The sequence below is a fragment of the Gluconobacter sp. R75690 genome, from assembly GCF_015244525.1.
GTDB classification, from domain to species: domain Bacteria; phylum Pseudomonadota; class Alphaproteobacteria; order Acetobacterales; family Acetobacteraceae; genus Gluconobacter; species Gluconobacter potus.
On record NZ_JABCQB010000005.1, the window covers coordinates 265,642 to 284,439 of the forward strand.

The 18,798-nt window shown below is 56.8% G+C and carries 15 protein-coding genes and 1 pseudogene; 6 read left to right on the forward strand and 10 right to left on the reverse strand.

Annotated elements, in window-relative coordinates:
* The first annotated feature begins 12 nt into the window (after positions 1 to 12).
* Positions 13 to 1,251, forward strand: coding sequence for a restriction endonuclease subunit S (locus tag HKD27_RS16370; protein WP_194689170.1), 1,239 nt, complete (start codon positions 13 to 15; stop codon positions 1,249 to 1,251).
* Positions 1,248 to 4,432: pseudogene (locus HKD27_RS08520) on the forward strand (type I restriction endonuclease subunit R). The gene HKD27_RS16370 and the pseudogene HKD27_RS08520 overlap by 4 nt, the downstream one beginning before the upstream one ends.
* A gap of 3 nt (positions 4,433 to 4,435) precedes the next feature.
* On the opposite strand, the gene HKD27_RS08525 reads toward HKD27_RS08520, so the two are convergent.
* Positions 4,436 to 5,191: an anti-sigma factor gene (locus HKD27_RS08525; RefSeq protein ID WP_194689171.1), complete on the reverse strand. Its 756-nt coding sequence runs from the start codon at positions 5,189 to 5,191 to the stop codon at positions 4,436 to 4,438.
* Positions 5,188 to 5,694, reverse strand: a complete 507-nt coding sequence (locus HKD27_RS08530; RefSeq protein ID WP_228518389.1) for an RNA polymerase sigma factor — start codon at positions 5,692 to 5,694, stop codon at positions 5,188 to 5,190. The genes HKD27_RS08525 and HKD27_RS08530 overlap by 4 nt, the downstream gene beginning before the upstream one ends.
* Positions 5,695 to 5,871: 177 nt before the next feature.
* On the opposite strand from HKD27_RS08530, the gene HKD27_RS08535 reads away from it, so the two are divergent.
* The 3 genes from HKD27_RS08535 (at position 5,872) to HKD27_RS08545 (ending at position 8,647) form a co-directional block, all read left to right on the forward strand.
* Entirely contained in the window at positions 5,872 to 6,966 is a 1,095-nt protein-coding gene (locus tag HKD27_RS08535) for a catalase family peroxidase (protein ID WP_194689172.1), read from the forward strand.
* Positions 6,963 to 7,508: a cytochrome b gene (locus HKD27_RS08540; RefSeq protein WP_194689173.1), complete on the forward strand. Its 546-nt coding sequence runs from the start codon at positions 6,963 to 6,965 to the stop codon at positions 7,506 to 7,508. Before HKD27_RS08535 ends, HKD27_RS08540 begins: the two co-directional genes overlap by 4 nt.
* A 245-nt stretch (positions 7,509 to 7,753) precedes the next feature.
* Complete coding sequence (locus tag HKD27_RS08545) at positions 7,754 to 8,647, forward strand: type 1 glutamine amidotransferase domain-containing protein (protein ID WP_228518390.1); 894 nt, start codon at positions 7,754 to 7,756, stop codon at positions 8,645 to 8,647.
* Positions 8,648 to 8,873: 226 nt separating this feature from the next.
* On the opposite strand, the gene HKD27_RS08550 is transcribed toward HKD27_RS08545, so the two are convergent.
* Positions 8,874 to 9,899 (reverse strand): NAD(P)-dependent alcohol dehydrogenase, encoded by a 1,026-nt coding sequence (locus HKD27_RS08550; RefSeq protein WP_194689175.1) that lies wholly within the window; start codon positions 9,897 to 9,899, stop codon positions 8,874 to 8,876.
* Between the two features lie 121 nt (positions 9,900 to 10,020).
* On the opposite strand from HKD27_RS08550, the gene HKD27_RS08555 reads away from it, so the two are divergent.
* Entirely contained in the window at positions 10,021 to 10,389 is a 369-nt protein-coding gene (locus tag HKD27_RS08555) for a helix-turn-helix domain-containing protein (RefSeq protein ID WP_194265655.1), read from the forward strand.
* Between the two features lie 106 nt (positions 10,390 to 10,495).
* Here HKD27_RS08555 and HKD27_RS08560 read toward each other — a convergent pair whose 3' ends face one another.
* From HKD27_RS08560 to HKD27_RS08590, 7 genes are all read right to left on the reverse strand, one after another.
* Positions 10,496 to 10,777, reverse strand: coding sequence for a cytochrome b (locus HKD27_RS08560; protein ID WP_228518391.1), 282 nt, complete (start codon positions 10,775 to 10,777; stop codon positions 10,496 to 10,498).
* Positions 10,778 to 10,896: 119 nt separating this feature from the next.
* Positions 10,897 to 11,844, reverse strand: coding sequence for a LysR family transcriptional regulator (locus HKD27_RS08565; protein WP_194689176.1), 948 nt, complete (start codon positions 11,842 to 11,844; stop codon positions 10,897 to 10,899).
* Between the two features lie 406 nt (positions 11,845 to 12,250).
* Complete coding sequence (locus HKD27_RS08570) at positions 12,251 to 14,587, reverse strand: TonB-dependent siderophore receptor (RefSeq protein WP_194689177.1); 2,337 nt, start codon at positions 14,585 to 14,587, stop codon at positions 12,251 to 12,253.
* A gap of 86 nt (positions 14,588 to 14,673) precedes the next feature.
* A complete protein-coding gene (locus HKD27_RS08575) occupies positions 14,674 to 15,573 on the reverse strand; it encodes a hypothetical protein (RefSeq protein ID WP_194689178.1) in 900 nt (299 codons plus the stop codon).
* Positions 15,574 to 15,578: 5 nt separating this feature from the next.
* Positions 15,579 to 15,908: a thioredoxin gene (gene trxA, locus HKD27_RS08580; RefSeq protein ID WP_194689179.1), complete on the reverse strand. Its 330-nt coding sequence runs from the start codon at positions 15,906 to 15,908 to the stop codon at positions 15,579 to 15,581.
* A 57-nt stretch (positions 15,909 to 15,965) separates the two neighbouring features.
* Positions 15,966 to 17,417 (reverse strand): metalloprotease TldD, encoded by a 1,452-nt coding sequence (gene tldD, locus HKD27_RS08585; protein ID WP_194689180.1) that lies wholly within the window; start codon positions 17,415 to 17,417, stop codon positions 15,966 to 15,968.
* Between the two features lie 25 nt (positions 17,418 to 17,442).
* Entirely contained in the window at positions 17,443 to 18,798 is a 1,356-nt protein-coding gene (locus tag HKD27_RS08590; RefSeq protein ID WP_194689181.1) for a TldD/PmbA family protein, read from the reverse strand.

Below are 18,798 nucleotides of genomic sequence, written 5' to 3' on the forward strand. Positions count from 1 at the left end.
ATTTTGATTAAAATGTACCCGCATCAAACCGTTTTTGACATGGCAATCAATTGGGACTCTCAACGTATCCCCATTAAAGGAAGCGAAAGAAAAAAAGGTCCATATCCATATTACGGCGCACAAGGAATCGTTGATTATGTTGCTGATTACATTTTTGATGGATTTTATATTCTTGTCGCTGAAGATGGTGAAAATTTACGTTCACAAAAAGAAAATGTTGCTACGCTGGCCAACGGAAAATTTTGGGTTAACAACCATGCTCACGTCATAAGCGGCAAACCTCATTGTAATACAAAGTATATCTTTTACGCTCTAAGCGTCCTCGATTTCACACCTTACATTACAGGATCAACCATTCCTAAGCTTTCTCAGGCTTCATTAGGAAAAATTGAACTTCCTTGTCCCAATTTAGAAATTCAGAATGCCATAGCCTCCACCCTCGGCGCTCTCGACGACAAGATCGACCTCAACCGTCGGACGAACGAGACGCTGGAGGCGATGGCGCGGGCCTTGTTTCGGCACTGGTTTGTCGATTTCGGCCCGACACGGGCAAAAATGGCCGGACAAACGCCTTACCTCGCTCCCGAAATCTGGGAGCTTTTCCCCGACAGGCTGGATGATGAAGGGAAGCCGGAAGGGTGGTCTATGTTTCCACTCTCCAGTTTTTGCTCGCTCAAAAAAGAGAGTCTTTCACCTGAAAAGACTCCCGAAATAATGTTCTCACATTTCAGCATTCCAGCCTTTGATAAAGGTGGGATGCCGGACTTAGTATATGGAGAGCAGATCAAAAGCGGAAAATTTGTCGTCCCTGATGACAGCATCCTTCTATCGAAACTCAATCCAGAAACGCCACGAATTTGGTTTATTCCCAATAACCACACAGTCCACCCACAGATATGTTCCACCGAATTTATGGTTCTTCTTCCTCAAACGAGAGAACTGCGCGAGTTCATATATTGTGCCGTTTCAGCCGAACCATTTCGCGATCTCTTGAAAAGCATGGTAACCGGCACATCAAAGAGCCATCAACGTGTGCAGCCCTCTGCTGTCATGACAATTGATTGTGTGTTGACAGATAGAAAACTGCCTCTCCGTTTCGGGAACGTTGTCTCATCATTCTTTTCACGAATGGAAAAGAATATGATCGAAAATCAAAATCTCGTTCAACTCCGCGACCTGCTCCTTCCCAAACTGATGTCCGGCGAAATCCGCATTCGTGCCGCCGAGAAGATGGTGCAAGACGCGCTATGAGCTTCCTGTCCGAAAACGAGATCGAGGACTGGGCCTGCGAGATCCTGCGGGAATGTGGCTACACCGTCACCACCGGGCCGGAGATTTCCCCCGGCGGTGCCCATCCCGAACGCGCTTCGTTATCGGACGTCATTCTGACCGCCCGCCTTCGGGCCACCATTGACCGCCTGAACCCGCATCTGTCACAGGCCGCGCGGGATGAAGCCCTGCTGGCGCTCCGTCGGGAAGACACGCCGGATGTCGTGGACGAAAACCGCCGTCTGCATGGGTATCTGGTCGATGGCGTTCCCGTGGACGTGGTGCGCGAGGACGGCACGCAATCCGGAGACCGGGCGCGGCTGGTCGATTTCGCCCATCCCGAGCGCAACGACTTTCTCGCCGTGCGTCAGTTCGTGGTGGAGAAGGACGAAGCCAACCGGCGGCCCGATCTCGTACTCTTCGTCAACGGCCTGCCTCTGGGCGTCATCGAACTGAAAAGCCCGAGTTCCGAGAACGCCACACTGGATTCCGCCTGGAACCAGTTCCAGACCTATCGCGCCTTCATCCCATCCCTGTTCCGCTTCAACGAAGTTCTGGTGATTTCGGACGGCACGGAGGCCCGCGTCGGCTCGCTCACGGCGGACCGCGAGCGGTTCATGCCGTGGCGCACGGTGGACGGCGCGGAACTGGTGGCGAAGAACCATCAGGAGATGGAAACCGTACTGCGCGGCGTGTTCACCCCGCGCTGGCTGCTCGCCCTGGTGCGGGATTTCGTGCTGTTCACGGAGAAGGACGGCGGCCCGATCAAGATTCTGGCGGCCTATCACCAGTTCCATGCCTGCCGGAAGGCCGTGGCGCAGACCGTCCGGGCCACGGCGCAGGGTGGCGACCGCAAGGCTGGGGTCATCTGGCATACGCAGGGCTCGGGCAAAAGCCTGCTGATGACGTTCTATGCCGGGATCATCGCCCGCCATCCGGAGATGGAAAACCCGACGATTGTCGTTCTGACCGACCGCAACGATCTGGACGATCAGTTGTTCGCGACGTTCTCCGGCGCGCAGGCGCTTCTGCGCCAGACACCGGAACAGGCGGACAGCCGGGACGATCTGCGCAAACTGCTCCGGCGGGCGTCCGGTGGCGTGATCTTCACCACGTTGCAGAAGTTCCAGCCCGAAGGTGACGAAGAGACCGTGCATCTGCTGACGGACCGGCGGAACATCGTGGTCATGGCGGATGAAGCGCATCGCAGCCAGTACGGGCTAGAAGCGAAGTTCAACCGCGAGACGGGCAAGGTCTCCTATGGCTTCGCCAAGCACATGCGGGACGCTCTGCCTCATGCGTCGTTCATCGGCTTTACTGGCACGCCGATTGAAACAGCCGATGTGAACACGCGCGTGATCTTTGGCGATTACATCGACATCTACGACATCGCGCAGGCGGTGGAAGATGGTGCGACAGTCCCGATCTACTATGAAAGCCGTCTGGTCCGGATCGAGCTGGATGACGATGTCAAAGAAGAGCTTGACGATGAGCTGGCCGAGCTTGTCGAGGGACTGTCAGAAAGCGAAGAACACAGGCTCAGCCAGAAATACTCACGGGTCGAAGCGCTGGTCGGCGCGGAGCCGCGTCTGAATCGCGTTGCGGAAGATCTGGTCCGGCATTTCGAGAACCGGCTTGAGGCACTGGATGGCAAGGGCATGATCGTCGGCATGAGCCGGGCCATCTGCGTGGCGCTTTATGATGAGATCATCCGCCTGCGTCCGAACTGGCACAGTGACGACGACAACGCAGGCATCATCAAGGTCGTGATGACGGGAAGTTCGTCCGATCCGGCCGGATTCCAGCAACATATCGGCAAGCGCCCCAAGGCAAGACGCGAATTACTGGCCAAGCGCATGAAGGACAACGCTGATCCGCTGAAGTTGGTGATCGTCCGGGATATGTGGCTGACGGGGTTCGATGTGCCGTCCATGCACACGATGTATGTGGACAAGCCCATGCGAGGGCACGGTCTGATGCAGGCCATTGCCCGCGTGAACCGGGTGTTCAAAGGCAAGCCGGGTGGTCTGGTCGTAGATTATATCGGCCTCGCGCAAAACCTGAAGGCGGCGCTTGGCGAGTATTCGGCGGGAGACCGGGAGCAGGTCGGCATTGATGAAGCCGAGGCGATCCGCGCTTTGCAGGAGCGCTATGAGATTGTCCGGGCGATGTTCAATCCCGGACAGGCTGGCGGGTTTGATTACCGCCCTGCCCTCGTTCCCGGCGCGTCTGCCAAGGTGAAGCTCACGATCATGGCCGGAGCGTTGGACCATGTGCTCGGCCAGCAGCAGCGGGAGAGCGCGCAGGCAACAAGCGATGAGGCCCGTAAGGCGGCGCAGAAACGCTTTCCTGACGCAGCAAAGGCGCTTTCAGTCGCCTTTGCGCTGGCCTCTGCCAGTGATCAGGCGGCGGAATTGCGCGATGAGGTCGGGTTTTTCGAGGCCGTGCGGGCGGCTCTGGTGAAACAGAGCGGCGATGATGCGGACCGCAAAAGCCCGCAGGAGCGCGAACTGGCGATCAGGCAGTTGGTCAGCCGGGCCGTCGTCTCCACGGATATCATCGACATAATGGAAGCCGCCGGGAGATGCCCCAGCGCAATCTGGCGATCGAAGCGCTTCGCAAGCTTCTGGAAGGCCAGATCCGCAGCCGCAGCCGGTCCAATCTGACGGAAGCCGAGGCATTCTCGATACGTCTTGAGCAGGCGGTCGGTCGATACCACACCAATGCTCTGACGTCCGCGCAGATTCTGGATGAACTGATCCGTCTGGCGCATGAAATGGCGGCGGCCCGCTCACGAGGAGAAGAACTCGGTCTGACGCCGGAGGAAGTGGCGTTCTATGATGCGCTCGCACGCAATGACAGCGCCCGCGACGCTATGGGAGACCCCGGCCTGCGCGTGATTGCAGCAGCCCTGGTCAAGACGATCCGGGAAAATGCGACGGTGGACTGGAACGTCATGGCCCCGACACGCGCCAGAATGCGTGCAGCGGTCAAACGCCTGCTCCGGAAGTACGGCTACCCACCAGACATGCAGGATGAAGCGGTGCAGAATATTCTCAGGCAGGCCGAGGCGTTCGCACCGCTATGGGCGGGAAGTGGGCCGCAGGCGTCCTATTTGCGGGGAAAGCAAACAGTCCGCTTCCGGTCAAAAAGGGCATTCTGAGCATTACCCCGCACCTTCCATCATATCTCGGGCATGATTGGCGAGACGATGCAGATCGCCATCAGGCGTGTCCGCGACCATGCTGATTCCCAGCCCGTCCTGCGCCCAGATATAGCCCGGTATTCGCCGCATCGGCCGCATGGGAGCCGTCATGTCATGGCCGTACATGGGCCGAACGAACAGGGAAATCCGGCTACCATTGCCGTCCTTGTAGAAAAAGACGCAGGCCGGACCGTGATCCGTTGTGACCAGCTGTCCGCCCGTCAGCTGATAGCCTGCTGCCGACAGATCGGGGGGGTGGACCGGTCGCCCGAGCGTCCGGCCACCCCAAGCCGCCAGTTGCGCGACATTGCCTGCCGCGATCGTGCTGCCCTTGCCAGCGTCATGCACGATCGTCGCCTCCTGTTCGACCGAGGCAAGGCCGAGAGGCACTTCCCGGTCGCGGAGCATCCATCCGCTCCCCAGTCCCAGAGACAGGGCCAGCGCAACGGACGCCGCCATCTGCGACATGCTGAAACGACCAACTCTGTGCTGTTTCAGCCGGGTGATGTCAAACCGTGCTGGTACGGGCTGCCGGAGTTCAGTATCCATCGTCGCCCGCAACAGATCGCGTTCCGCACGCCATGCCGTGACCCGCGTTCGCGCATCGGGGTTGGTATCCAGCCATGTCTCCACGGTTCTCCGACGTTCGGGAGACAGAAGATCATCGACCCAGGCCTGGAGATCCTCCTCGGTCACAGGGCGGTCGGGCCGTGTCATTTTATCCTCCTGAGCATGGGCCGCTTCTCATGTTCGACAAGCCGGTGCAATGCCGTCCTGGCCCGTGACAGCCGGGACATCACGGTGCCCACCGGCACCCCCAGTATGTCCGCGACCGTTGCGTATTCCAGCCCTTCGACACCGACGAGCATCAGCACCTGCCGGTGGTCATTGGAAAGATGGCCGAAAGCGTCGGCCACTTCCTTCCATTCCAGATGGGGAATCTGCCCCGCCTCCTGCAGCGGTTCCGGATCGGTCGTTTCCATGAAGGGAGCCAGACGCCGCAGACGCCGCCAGTGGCTGACATTGAGGTTATGGGCGATGGTAAACAGCCAGGGCCGCAGGTCCGGCCGGCCACGTACCTGATGCATCCGGGTCAGGGCGCGCTCCAGACAGTCCTGCACCAGATCGTCGGCCTGATGCGGGTCGCGTGTCAGCACGCGGGCATACCGTCTCAGGGCCGGTATGGCGTTCTGCAACCTGCTGTCATCACCGTCGTTCAATCCTGCCCTTGCCTCGTATGGTTTCCGGTATCGCTGCCGATGAAGACGCTCCTGGCGTCTGTTTATTCCCGCCCTAACAGGGCGACCGCAAAATATTTCGCAATGCACGCGGCACGAAGGGAATAGGTCCGTTCTGTCGGGCGTCTTGCCATCAGACGCTTTCAAAGGATCGAAACCATGGCAACGAAGCCACTCGTGCCCTCTGCCTCAGCCCTGCGCTGGCTCGGTGTGGTCGCGGCACCGACGGCACTGGCGCTGGGGTTCCTGTGGGTCGGTGGCTGGCTGACGCCCCATCGCCTGACACAGACCAGCCTGCTGGATGCCCTGCGTGCAGTGGACGGCACGCACCCCGGCTTTCGGCGCAATCATGCCAAGGGTGTCTGCGTGACAGGCTGGTTTGAGGGTAACAGCAATGCCGCCGGGCTTTCGACAGCGTCCGTCCTGCGACCAGGTAGAGTTCCCGTGGTCGGACGTTTCGCCCTCGCCGGGGGCATGCCCTTTCAGGCCGATGCGCCGCCAAAGGTCCGCAGCCTGGCGCTGCGCCTGATGCTTCCGGGTGGCCAGGAGTGGCGCATGGGCATAAACGACATCCCGGTCTTTCCCGTCCGGACCCCGCAGGAGTTTCAGGACCTCCAGCTGGCGTCGCGCCCCGACCCGGCAACCGGAAAACCAGATCCCGCGCGGGTAAAGGCATTCCGGGCGGCTCATCCCTGGTTGCAGGCGGCAGGCGCACAGATCACCCACCGGCCTCTTTCGTCTGGTTTTGCCGATGACACCTATCGCAGTCTCGACAGTTTCCTGTTCGTGGCGGTGAACGGCGCGAAAACAGCCGTGCGCTGGTCCATGGTGCCTTTGCAGCCCGTTACACCGGCCGATGCTCAAGTCGACGACCACGATTACCTCTTCCGCCATCTGATCGATGACCTTCACGCTCACCCCCTGCAATGGCGGCTGATGGTGACGGTGGCGGGCAACCACGACGTCATCGACGACCCGAGCCAGGGCTGGGCGGACGATGACCGGCGGATCGAAGCCGGAACTCTGACGCTCACGACTGTCGAAAGCGAAGAGGGTGGCCCCTGCACCGGCATCACCTTCGATCCGCTGGTGCTGCCGCAAGGTATCAGGCCGTCCGGTGATCCGATCCTTCAGGCCCGGTCGGCCGCCTATATGCGGTCCTTTGCCGCCCGTTCCGGCGAAAAGCCCCCGGTTCCCGCCATCACTCCGACCATGACGGCCGCGCCGGGCGGTGCCGAAGGGAAAAAATCATGACCAGCGCAAAATCGTTTTCCCTGCCCTCGCGTATCCTGCACTGGCTGATGGCCGTCATGATCCTGACCATGCTGTTCATCGGCGTGTTCATGGCCTCGACCGTGGGGCCGAATTACGATCGGCTGGTGACCCTGCATCGCCCTCTGGGCATTGCCATCCTTGTGCTCGCGCTCGTGCGTCTGGTGAACCGCCTTCGCTCACCGCCCCCAGCACTCCCAGAAGAACTTCCGCCAATCATAAAATTTAGCGCCAAAGCGTCGCATGTTCTGCTTTATGCCCTGATGATCACCATGCCGCTTGTCGGCTGGGGCATGCTGTCGGCCGGTGGCTATCCCATTCCGTTGAGGAGGCAGTCCGTGCTGTTGCCACCGATCCTGCCGCATGATCCGGCTTTATGGGCAGCGCTGCGGTCAGCCCACACGGTGCTCGCGTTGCTGCTGTTCGGGCTCGTGCTGCTTCACGTAGGCGCGGCCCTGTTTCACGGGCTGATCCGCCGCGATGGAGTGCTGCGGAGCATGACCTGGCAACGTGGACGGGATTGAAGATTAAGGCGTTCAATTATCTGAAACGGCATGTCGTACATAGGCATGGGACAAAGGGGGTAAAATGGAAGGTGCGGTTTGGGCGTAATGTAGTGACAAAGCAGACACTTTGGTAAGAACGGCGTGGTTTTCAGGTTTCGTGCGGTTCTGGACAGGGGCCTGATGATCGGTCAGCATCCGGAGAATGTCGCTCGTCGCAAGGCGGCGCTCCGCGAACCTTCCACCGCATGGAAAGGATGACGTTCATGCTGCGCGCCATCGTCACCACACTGTTCTTTGCTGTCACCCTCTGTGGCTTCAGCCATCGGGCCACGGCACAAAGCCACAGCAGGGGTCGCGTGCTGGTCGTTCTTTCCAGCGCGCACGAACTCACATTGCGCGACGGCCGACACTATCCCACCGGCTTCTATCTCAATGAATTCGCGGTTCCGGTGCAAGCGCTGATCCAGGCGGGCTATGAACCGGTATTCGCTGACCCGCAAGGCAATGCTGTGACCTGGGACGCGCACTCTGCATCTGCCCGATATTTTGGAGGGAGCGAAAAAGCCCTTCAGAACACGATACAGTTCGTCGAGGGGCTGGACTCACTCAAACATCCACGTACCCTCGCCTCGGTTCGTGTCGAAGGAAGTAGTATGTATGTCGGGATCGTTGTTCCCGGCGGTCACGCGCCCCTGGAGGACCTGATGACTGATCCTGATCTGGGTGAGATCCTACGCGCCTTTCACAATGACGGGAAAACGACCGGGCTGATCTGTCATGGTCCGGTTGCCCTAGCTTCCAGCCTGCCCAACGCCAGAGGTTTTCATGCGGCGCTTGTTGCTGGAAACACAAATGATATTCGCCGGTTAGCGGCAGGGTGGCCCTATACTGGCTACCACATGACCGTCTTTTCGACACCGGAAGAGCAGTTTGCCGAAACGCATCAGCTCAAAGGGCATGTTCTTTTCTATCCTGCTACGGCGCTGGCGGATGCGGGTGCCATGGTCGAGGAAGCCCAGATCTGGACACCGAACATTGTGACCGACCGGGAACTCATCACGGCACAACAACCGTTTTCTGATAAGGAATTTAGCGTAGCTTTAGTGAAAGCTCTCGACAGCCAGACAAATAATCACGGTGTGTCGTCACTCAGATGATGTCCGCGTTTCGACTAGGCTAATGTGATACCTTCTGTGTCTGCAATGAGATGACCTGTCCGCCTGTCTGCTCCGTTTCCGTGGAGCCGACGGGCGGCAAAGGGGAAGACTGACGATCCGCTTGCGGTTTATCCAAAGACGTAATCGGACACGCCCGACTACCAAAATCATGCCAGGACAGTCGTCATGCCGTCGGAGCGATATGGCAGAACCACCATCGCGTGGGTCAGTCCGAGAGGGTAATGACGATTTTCCCGACATGGCTGCCAGTCATGAGATGGTCAAATGCCTCGCGCGCGTGGGCAAAGGGAAACACGCTGTCGATCACAGGCTTCAGGCCGGATGCGGTCCATACACGCACAAGGTCTTCCAGCATCGGCCTGTCACCCACAGCGACAGAACGGACGACTGCACCGCTGCTTTTGAGATGGAAGTAATCAATTCCCGGATTGTCACTACTCAGAAACCCGACCAGCACAACCTCTCCACCCCACCGAACAGCATCGAGAGACTGATTGATCGTCGCAGGACCACCGACTTCAACGACACAGTCCACGCCTGTTCCACCAGTGATGTCATCCTTGATGTATCGGCCCCAGTTCGGAATATCCCTGTAATTGACAATATGCTCCGCCCCCAATGCCTTCAACCGGTCGGCCTTTTCCGCACTGGACGTAGTTGAGATCACGGTCGCTCCCACGGCTTTGGCAAGCTGCACCGCAAACATCGAAACTCCGCCTGTCCCAAGGGTCAGGACTGTCTGTCCGGCTCGCATGGGGCGGGCGCCCGAAAGCGCGTTCCAGGCCGTCACGGCAGCACAGGGCAGTGTGGCTCCTTCCTCAAATGAGACCTTCTCCGGAAGAGGCACCACCGCTTCCTGTGAGACGACCTTGTATTCAGTCAGCCAGCCATCCGAACCGGTGCCGTAGCTTTCCAGCATCAAGCCAGTCGGCGGTCTGCCGCCCAGCCAGCGGGCATGAAAGCTGCTGACAATCCGATCTCCCGGGCGGAAAACCGTCACGTCTTCGCCGACACTGACGATTTCCCCCGCAGCATCGCTGCATGGGATAAGCCCAGACTTCGCTGGCCAGACATAGCGACCGAGAGTGGGTGCAATATCACGGTAATTCAGGGAAACAGCACGCACCTTCACAAGAACTTCTCCGCGCTGAGGTGTGGGCATCGGTTCACTGTGCACGGAAAGGTCACTGAGAGAAGAGAGGGCGTCGAAGCGCCACGCGCGCATGGACATGGCAGGTGTTTCCTTCAGCCAGGGGGGCAGCCGAAACCGCTGTTGCGCCTTTCTCTGTGCTATAGTGCTGTCGTCGTGACAAGAACGCACAAAAAAGTCCAATACCCACCAAAAGGTAACCATGCCCGATTCAGATATGAAAACCATCTACAATGCACGTCCCCGTTCCAGGTCGGCCGCCGATATGCAGTGCGCCATTCGCATTCTCGAAGGACGGTGGAAGATGATGATTCTGGCCTGGCTTTTTGAGGGGCCGGTCATGCGCTTTTCAGATCTTCAGAGAGCCATACCGGATATTTCACAGAAAATGCTGATCCAACAGCTTCGTGCACTGGAGCAGGAAAAGGTCATTTTCCGCACGGTCCACGCACAGGTTCCGCCCAAAGTCGAATACGGCCTGACGGACATTGGCAAAGCGCTCGGCCCGGTCTTCACAGCCCTGCTGGATTGGGCGGATTTGAGACGCGCGGTTAAGGCGTCCGATGCATAGCCGTTCAACAATCGCCAGGCAGATCCGGTTTCGGAAATATGCTCATGGCCATGTAGCGTCGGGGATGAGGGCGTAAGCGGACTTGCTGCCTCCGCCTTCATCCCGATCATTCCATTTCCCGTTTCGCTGCACGGAAGGCGAGAATCATGATTGGCGGAAGTCCTTCGGGGAGTGCTGGTGGCGGTGAGCGAAGGCGGTTCGCCAGACGTACGGGCGCGAGCACAAGGATGGCAATGCCCAGAGGGCAATGCAGGGTCACAAGCCGATCGTAATTCGGCCCCACGGTTGAGGCCATGAACACGCCGATGAACAGCATGGTCAGGATTATGACGGCCATCAGCCAGTGCAGGATACGCGATGGCAGGGAAAACGATTTTGCGTTGATCATGACTTATTATGTATGCTTTAAACCACAAACTTATGTTATAAATTAGCATGCGATAAATAAAACAATATTGCTTTATTTATATACAATAAACTTAATTATTCACAAATAAAACATAAGCATCATTCTTTCTTATGTGTAATTGCGCGGGCCTTGCGATGTGTCTCTGTAAATCCGCTCACATGGGCCATCAACCAGTGATGTGCAGGGTCAGACGTACGATGATCGGGCCATTGCGCGAAAACAGCAGTCTGTTCTGTAGGGAATGGCAAGGTAAGAACTTTCACAGGAAGCATCGAAGCGTAATACTGAAGCACCCAGCTACTTCCTGTTGCCACAAGGTCCGTCCCGATTATGAGTTCAGGAAGTGTCCCATACCGGCTTGTCGTCGCGACGATCCGTCTCTGAGAGAGTATTTCCCCTGAATGGGAGGATAAATCTAACGTCTCGGAGACTGCTACATGACGAGCCGCCAGATATTCATCAAGAGTGATACTGGATTTAATAAAAGGATGATGTTCCCATACCATGCAGGACATTCGATCCATCATAAGTTCCACAGATGGGAACTTTGGATCAAGGCTTGACTGGGGAGTGATCACCATATCTGTCCCTTTTTCAAACAATTCAGCCTGTGTCATCTTATTCAAAGATGAGACGACAACATTGATATTTTCGGCCTCCATGAGCATCCGGGGTACGACACGCCCTAAAAGCATCGTAGCCAGGCTCTCCGAAGCTGCCAGTCGAAATGTTTTTCGGCTCGTTTTCGGATCAAAATCGATTTGCAGATTGAATGTCTCATTCAATTCCACAAGGATCCTCTTAACACGCGGCTTCAATTTTTCAGCCAAAGGCGTCAGAACCCGATCACCTGACAGATAAATGATCAGTTCGTCATCGAACTGGTCCTTAAGCTTCTTGAATGCAACACTCATCGCAGGCTGGCTAAGCCTGATCAGGCGCCCTGCATCAGTAAGGGAATCCGAATTCAATATTGCATCAAGAGTATAAAGCAGATTCAGGTTTAAGCGCCTAAGATGCATATGATTCATATCGGATTTTATCATTCCAGGATCCATTTTCTCACAGGAAACCGCAGACCACGTGACGTCTCAGTTTGACCAATGATATCACGGCTGTATGAACAGCCCGTCTGGTTCTTGGTGATAGATATTCATTAAAGTTGAAAAACATGCTTTCGTGAGAAATGGAAAGCTTTTCGCCTTCTGAACATTCTGAGATCGCAGGGAAATTTTGTAGATAATCCCTTCAGAACTATTTCACAAACTATCTTCTTCCCTTCGCTATCATCCAACCAGTCATAGCAAAAGCTTTGGTTGCGCTTCAAACCTTATACGAAAAGCAGGATAGCCCGGTGCGCTTTGACGAAGTCTTTTCATGACGCAATGGCCCTGCGGTCTCCAGCAAAGAGAGAAGACCACAGGGCATTATAAACAGTCAGATCCTGCTGCTTTAGAAGAAAGAGTACGACATGGTCCCTCGGAACATACGGGGTCCGTTGACCGAAATATAGGTTGAAGTACTGCTTACTCCATAGATATTGCGATTTTCGAGATTGGTAATACCGAAGTTGAATTTCATTTTCCTGTAGGTGTAGAAGAAGTTCAGATCAATTTCGTGTTGCGATCCCAACGTATATTTTGGATAATAAGACGACGCCGAACTGCTGCTGTTTCCATAAACTCCGAATGCCATTCCCGCACGTTTGAACATTCCATCCTGGATGACATAGCTTGTATAAAGGCTGTATTTAATCTTTGGCTGTGCCGGAACAATGTATTTCTGAAGAGCGTTGCTGAGAAATTTAAATCCTGCATACGTGAAGCTTCCAGAAATCTGCCATCCTGGCAAAATCGTTCCGCTCAGATCTATATCGACACCCTGAGTGCGCATACCGGGCAGAACCGTGTACCTGTTCGTGTATCCCGCTGCCAGCACGGAATAATTGCTCTGGTCCAGTCGATAGACGGATGCGACAAGATCCAGTTTTTTCTTGAAGAATTGCGCTTTTACGCCAGCCTCGAAGTTCGTTGTCGTCTGGGAGGGCAGAAGTTTGTTGTCCGTCCCGATGCTGTAGTTCGGAGTAAATCCCTTCACCCAGCTTCCATAAATGGAAACCTGCTTTGTCAGGTCGATAACAACACCTGCAATGGGGGTTATCTTGCCAATCGTAACAGGAGCGGAGTTGTTCCCCCAGGAGCGGTAACTGGTATGACGGATGGCCCCGAAGAAATGGAAGCGCCCATACTCAATCAGATCCTGACCGTAGAATCCCAACTGACGTGTTCCGAGACGATACTCGAATGTGTTAGCAGGCTGGAAGGCTGCAAGATGCGTGCTGGAGTTGAGTGGACCAACCGTAAATACATTATTGTCAGTTGCGTCTGCACCATAGTCCGAGACCATATACTGAGAATAATTCATTCCCGTTGATATTGTGTGCTTTACATTGAATGTTTTGAACTTAGCACGCAGATAATCGTCGTTCGCCTGCTGCGATGATACCTGTTTGTCGATAGTCTGCATAATCAGATAGTTATTATTGCCTTCATAGGCAGCCGTACCATACATATCAACCAGTGTTGTCGTATTGGATAGATGGCTACGACTGACAAATGTCAGCCAGTGGTTAATATTCCAGGTTGCTTCGTAGAACCACCGTGTGTTCCACATGTCGATGCCCTGATTGTCAGGCCCGAAGGCATGCCCGTAAGTTACGATCTGCGGATCATCGCCAGGCGCCTGAATGACGGCATATCCCGTCTGTGGCTGGCGGACCTTTGAATTTTCTACACCGACCGTGATATCGACACTACGGTTCTTGAATCGGAGCGATGGAGCGATTGAGTATTCCTTGCGCCCCTTGTATCCCGCCCAGGTACGATCCTGATCTGCGAAGTCCCCGACGATCCGGGCACTCAGTGTCTTGTCGTGATTCAGTGCGTCGGAGCCATCCACCGTGATCTTGCGATCATCGTAGGAGCCATACATACCCTCAATGTTCAGAAGCGGATCGGATGTAGGCTTTTTCGTCACGATATTGACCGATCCGCCAAGATTGTCTCCACCCGAAAGCAGTGCGGCCGGACCTTTGAGAACCTCGACACGCTCGACATTCGCGACGGGCTGCATGGGCCCGGTCGGATCAAGCATGCCGTTCGTCATGCCGGTCGCGGTCCAGCCACGAACCGTATAACCATTTGCGCCTTGAAGGTTGCTTTTGTTAACCGTCATACCGCTGGCGTTTCGCATGGCGTCCGCCACGGTCTGGATCTGCTGGTCCGCCATCAGGGCACTTGTAATTGTCCGCGAGGACTGGGGCAGATCCCGGACTGAGCCACCAGTTCGCGTCGAAGAGGCAGATGAATCTACATTATACTGGCTCTCAGCTTCATTGCGCTTGGCCCTGACGTTCATGTTTTCACGATTGGCCGGCCGGATATAAACCGCGCCTGCTTTGTCCGTATAGATCGTGTAGTCTGTTCCGACGAGTGCCTGCTGGAGCGCTTCTGCCGCAATCCTGGATTTAACCGGCGCCGCATATACCGTATCGGGCACCTCCGGTCCGATGGTGACCGGAACGTGCATTCGAAGGGAAATTTCTGAAACTGTCTTTTTCAGAGGCTGGCGCGGAAGAACGACGACCGTATCAGAAACCTGCCTGATTCCACCCTGTAGAGTTTGTGTCTCTGCTGCATGAGCCGGAACGTAAACGCCCAGCAGACCCGCAGTGAAATATAGAGATACGTTCCGCTTAAGCAACGATATACTCATTTTTACTTCCGCCATTATTCCGGATTGCGCGGAGCGTTTCCACGCAATCCAAGTTATTCATTGTAAGAACTGGAGAAAATATCCGAATGAACTACACCATTTCAGCATGTACATCGGGACTTAACTTCCGAACTCTCGAGCGTGGAAATAATAATGTGGAATCCTGCCTGCCTCTGTCTGACCGCTTCTTCATGCTGGATCCGATGAAAATCCCTCATGTCTTTATATTCTTTGGGGTAGCGTTCTTCGAGAATTCCGAAAACATGAATAAACTCTTTCGGATCCTTTCTTTTCTTCCGCTCTTCTTCGTGAATTTTATCAAGAAGTCGCTTGGTTTCTTCAAACGTACTGAGACCCCGCTCCCCCACTTTTTGCTGAACAGTGGCATCCCGCCGCGCATTGATCCACGATCGGAACGTATCCGCGACGACAGAGCGTGATGTCCGGGGATCCCAGGCTGCCGCTTCGATAACGGCTCCAAATTTTGCTTCAGGACTATCTGGCGCGGCCTGATCCGTTGCTGCGATGGCCTGGGATCGTGCCTTGCGCCATTCGGAAGGCTTCAGCGATTTTCCCGACATTTCAGCTTCATGCAGCGCCATGACGCCTGCCAGAGCCACCCGTAGAGGGTGATTCGTGGGAAGAAACGACAAATCCTTTTCCGTCTCCTTCAGGAATCGGGAGAGAACAAGGTTGCCGTACTGATCCAGGTCGACACCCACAGGCAGAGCTCCCAGCAGCGAAATCTGAGCTGCTTTCGCCTCTTCTGCGGAAGGCGGCATTACGGCAACCATGTCCAGCAGCAGGGCCGTCCATTTCGGCAGCGCAAACTCGCGGGTCCATTGATCGAGATCTTCACTGCCCAGCAGACCGCCGACCAGACTGCCCCCTTTTCCATCCCAGTAGACTGGACGAGTGGTCCAGCCATCGGATGCCTGGAAGACCTGGGCTTTCTGCAACAGGGAGCGCTTGAGGGCAGGATTGTCCTGAAAAGACTGCATGATGCTCAACCCCCGAGATTACGGTCGATGAAAACGGAAATGCGGCTCTTGGTCTGCAGACCAGAGAAACGCTCACGCTCCTCGCCATCAGAAAAAAGAATGACGGTCGGCAGGCCACGGACATGATATTTTCCGATGATTGCCGGGTTTTCGTCCGCGTTGACTTTCACAACCACCACTTCACCCGCATAGGTCTCGGCAGTATCATCCAGAATGGGCATCAGCTGCTTGCAGGGTGAACACCAGGGTGCCCAGAAGTCCACGACAACGGGGAGTTCGGAATTCAGGACGATATCGTCAAAGTTGTCTTCTGAAACGGCGATGATGGTGCTCATGGGTTTTCTCTTTTCAGGATGTGAATTTTTCGGGACGCTCTCGGTGCGAAAAAGATGTCATGATCCCTTCCCGCCCACGATCAGGTCGTCCACGCGCAATGTTGGCTGCCCTACCCCCACCGGCAGGGTCTGCCCGGATTTGGAACACACACCGACGCCACCATCGAGCATCCGGTCGTTTCCGATCATGCTGATCTGTCGCAGCGTGTCCGGACCGTTCCCGAGGATCGTGGCGCCGGCGACAGGCGCGGTGAGTTTCCCGTTTTCGATCAGGAACGCCTCGGATGCCTCGAACACGAAGCGACCGCTTGTCACGTCCACCTGACCGCCGGAGAGGTTGTCGACGTAAATTCCATGTCCGACGGATGCGATGATTTCCGCGGGGTCCATGGTGCCGGCTTCCATGTAGGTATTCGTCATGCGCGGCAGCGGCAGGGATGCATAGGACTGGCGGCGGCCATTTCCGGTCGGCGCACATCCCATCTGCCGGGCGCTCAGCAGATCGTGCATGTAGCCTCGAAGGATGCCGTCCTCAACCAGAACCGTCCGATGGCTCCCTATGCCCTCGTCGTCCATGTTGAGCGAGCCCCGGCCGCCAGGAACCGTGCCATCGTCAAGGATCGTGACACCGGGAGCCGCGATCCGCTCTCCGATCCGCCCGGAAAAAGCCGAACTGCCACGCTGGTTGAAGTCGCCTTCAAGTCCATGACCAACCGCTTCGTGCAAAAGAACGCCGTTCCAGCCTGCGCCAATGACAACCGTCATCGGGCCTGCGGGTGCGGGACGGCCTTCCAGTTTGGTTAGCGCGGAAGACACGACCTTCCGGACAAGGGTTTCGACCGCATCGGGAGTCAGCACCTCGTATCCGGCACGTCCGCCAAATCCGGAGCCGGACATCTCACGATGCCCATCAGCCAGAACCGTCACCGCAACAGCCAGCTTGACGAGCGGACGGATATCGCCGCTCGAAAACCCGTCATGCCGCGTCACCCAGACCGTCTCATGCGAGGCCTGCACGCTGGCATTGACCGACACGACCCTCGGATCAAGCGAACGGGCAAGTTCGTCAATCGACCGCAGCAGCGCAATCTTGCGATCCGCATTCCAGGACAGCAGCGGGTCCGCAATCCCGTACAGATCCGCCCGTTCGGAACTGGTCTGTTGCACGGGACCAACTGACACGACCGGGGTGGCGTCGCCATATCCTTCGGTCAGCTGGCGCGCCATCGTCTCCATGGCGGTGCGATCAATCCGCTGGGACGAGGCGAAAGAAACCTCCGACTCCCGCATCGCGCGCATGCCGTATCCGAGATCGATCCCGAAGGTCCCGGCCTTGATTTTGCCGTTCTCGATCCGCCAGTTTTCGGACGCACGGGACTGGAGATAGAGATCCGCGAAGTCTCCCCATTTCCCCAATGCGTTTTCAGAAACCTTCCGCAGGAAGGTCTCATCCAGCCCATAGCGCTCCACAAGGGCGGAACGCGCGCCTGCAATACGACTGCTATTCATGCTGTTTTCCGCAAGACCCGACATCTCAGACGCTCCCCCCGACGGACATATCGGCCAGAAGCCACGATCCCGTCCGGAAAGGCCCGCGCTCGACCGTATCCGCACCGACCGCGACGAGACCCGAGAACATCTCCCGCAGGTTCGAGGCGACCGTGACCCCGGCAACCGGATGCACGATCTTTCCGTCCTTCACCCAGGCCCCCCGTACCGCGCGGGAAAATGTTCCTGTGGTCAGGTCCGATGAACCGGCCATATGGGTGATCAGGAGGCCCGTATCGAGCTTTTTGAGCATCTCTTGCAGGGTATCGGAGGGGGCTGTCAGCGCACTGAAGATCTCCATGTTGTAGGTCTGTCCGCCATTTCCGGTTGGCGCCATCTTCAGCGAGCGGGCCGAATACAGATCCAGGAAATATCCGCGCAGCACCCCCCGATCCACCACGTTACGGACCGTTCCGGCGATCCCGTCCGCATCATAAGGCGCGCTGGAGCGTCCTCTCAGACGGAAAGGATCTTCGGAAATGCTGACATGTTCGGGGAAAACCGCATCGCCCAGCGTGTTGGCGAGGAACGAGTTTCCCTGACGCAGCAGCGGACCGGAAACGGCGCGCATGAACTCACCGAGCAGCCCCGTGACCGTGGGCGCATCGATTAGAACGCGATATGTGCCGGTCGGGATCTGCTGGCCGCCGATGGCGCCGAGCGCACGTTCACCCGCGATGCGGCCGACATCCGCGGCCGTTTCAAGCTGCTCCGCGCTCCGCTCGCTGCTGGACCAGCCTTCCACCTGACGTGCGCCATCGCGCATGGCGATGGGGGAGCAGGAAATCCCGTGCTGGGTCCAGGGAATGGCGCCCATGAAACCCTTGCTCGACGCCAGAAAGGACAATCCGGTCGAGCTCCACAGGGACGCGCCTTCCGTCTGCTGCATGCAGGGATCGACGGCGAGCGCGCTCTCTTCCGCTTCAAGCGCCAGTGCCAGCGCATCTGGATAGCGGATGTCCCACGGATGAAAGAGGTCCAGATCGCGGACATCGGCGCAGTAGTCAGAGGCCTCGGAAAACGCTGCGAGATCGTCACGCTCACCGTATCGGGCGATATCGACCGCAGCATCCAGAGCGCGCCTGACGGCATCGGGGGAAAAATCCGTCGTGGCGGCGGAAGCCCGGATGCCCCTGCACATCACGCTGATCAGCGCATTGCGACGGATGGAATTGTTGCACTGAAGCGGCTGTCCGTTCCGCGCGCCCACGGTCCAGTTTTCGGTTTCCTGCAGGGAAATCTGCACATCATCGGCACCCGCCGTCTTCCCGAAGGTGAAGGCCTGGTCGGCGATCCGTTCAAACTCCTGCCGGAGACGGACGATCTCACTGCGATGAAGCAT

What these genes read in the sequence shown, in the direction of transcription:
- HKD27_RS16370 (WP_194689170.1), top strand. Translation starts at nt 13, where the DNA reads ATGTACCCGCATCAAACCGTTTTTGACATGGCAATCAATTGGGACTCT.
- HKD27_RS08525 (WP_194689171.1), bottom strand. Translation starts at nt 5,191, where the DNA reads ATGACACGGCCCGACCGCCCTGTGACCGAGGAGGATCTCCAGGCCTGG.
- HKD27_RS08535 (WP_194689172.1), top strand. Translation starts at nt 5,872, where the DNA reads ATGGCAACGAAGCCACTCGTGCCCTCTGCCTCAGCCCTGCGCTGGCTC.
- HKD27_RS08540 (WP_194689173.1), top strand. Translation starts at nt 6,963, where the DNA reads ATGACCAGCGCAAAATCGTTTTCCCTGCCCTCGCGTATCCTGCACTGG.
- HKD27_RS08545 (WP_228518390.1), top strand. Translation starts at nt 7,754, where the DNA reads ATGCTGCGCGCCATCGTCACCACACTGTTCTTTGCTGTCACCCTCTGT.
- HKD27_RS08550 (WP_194689175.1), bottom strand. Translation starts at nt 9,899, where the DNA reads ATGTCCATGCGCGCGTGGCGCTTCGACGCCCTCTCTTCTCTCAGTGAC.
- HKD27_RS08555 (WP_194265655.1), top strand. Translation starts at nt 10,021, where the DNA reads ATGCCCGATTCAGATATGAAAACCATCTACAATGCACGTCCCCGTTCC.
- HKD27_RS08560 (WP_228518391.1), bottom strand. Translation starts at nt 10,777, where the DNA reads ATGATCAACGCAAAATCGTTTTCCCTGCCATCGCGTATCCTGCACTGG.
- HKD27_RS08565 (WP_194689176.1), bottom strand. Translation starts at nt 11,844, where the DNA reads ATGATAAAATCCGATATGAATCATATGCATCTTAGGCGCTTAAACCTG.
- HKD27_RS08570 (WP_194689177.1), bottom strand. Translation starts at nt 14,587, where the DNA reads ATGGCGGAAGTAAAAATGAGTATATCGTTGCTTAAGCGGAACGTATCT.
- HKD27_RS08575 (WP_194689178.1), bottom strand. Translation starts at nt 15,573, where the DNA reads ATGCAGTCTTTTCAGGACAATCCTGCCCTCAAGCGCTCCCTGTTGCAG.
- trxA (WP_194689179.1), bottom strand. Translation starts at nt 15,908, where the DNA reads ATGAGCACCATCATCGCCGTTTCAGAAGACAACTTTGACGATATCGTC.
- tldD (WP_194689180.1), bottom strand. Translation starts at nt 17,417, where the DNA reads ATGAATAGCAGTCGTATTGCAGGCGCGCGTTCCGCCCTTGTGGAGCGC.
- HKD27_RS08590 (WP_194689181.1), bottom strand. Translation starts at nt 18,798, where the DNA reads ATGCTTCATCGCAGTGAGATCGTCCGTCTCCGGCAGGAGTTTGAACGG.